Annotated in this window: 1 protein-coding gene; it reads right to left on the reverse strand. The window is 54.1% G+C overall.

The genetic code is table 11. From position 1 onward, the window contains the following. Positions 1 to 45: 45 nt before the first annotated feature. Positions 46 to 545: substrate-binding periplasmic protein (locus tag AC1DRJ_RS32020; protein ID WP_477805616.1), on the reverse strand; the 500-nt coding region annotated here is incomplete at its 5' end.

The following is a 545-nucleotide window of genomic DNA, read 5'->3' on the forward strand; positions in this document are numbered from 1 at the left end:
GCTCGCGAAGGGGCCATCAAGTACACCCAAAACCTTGGATCAGGCTCACATACCATGCTGCTTCATCAACCGCGCATAACTGCCATCCGCCTTCATCTCGGCAATCTCACGGTCAAAACCGGCGACAATCTTTTCGTGTTGCGGGTTCTTCAGGCTAACCAATATGTGCAGGCTGTTCTCGCTCAATGGTTTGGGCAAAAATTCAACCGAATTGCGCACTTTGGATGATTCGCGCGCCAAGTAGTAACGGGCGACGTATTCATCCTCCAGCGTCAACTTGACCCGATCCACCGCCACCATACGGACCGCCATTGCAAAGTTATGCACCGGGACTTTCTGCAGTGACACGTCGCCATCGAATTCCGGCGAATAAGCGTAGCCCCGCACGATCGCAATCGGATAAGTGTGCAGTTGCTGCAAGTTGTTGTATTCGATGGGCGCGTCTTTGCGTTTCAGAAAACGCACGCGGTTCAACAGGTACTCGCCGGAGAACTGGCCAAGCTGGGTGCGTTCAGCGCTGTACCAGGCGTTGACCAGCACGTCAT

The organism is Pseudomonas sp. P5_B2 (assembly GCF_056400445.1).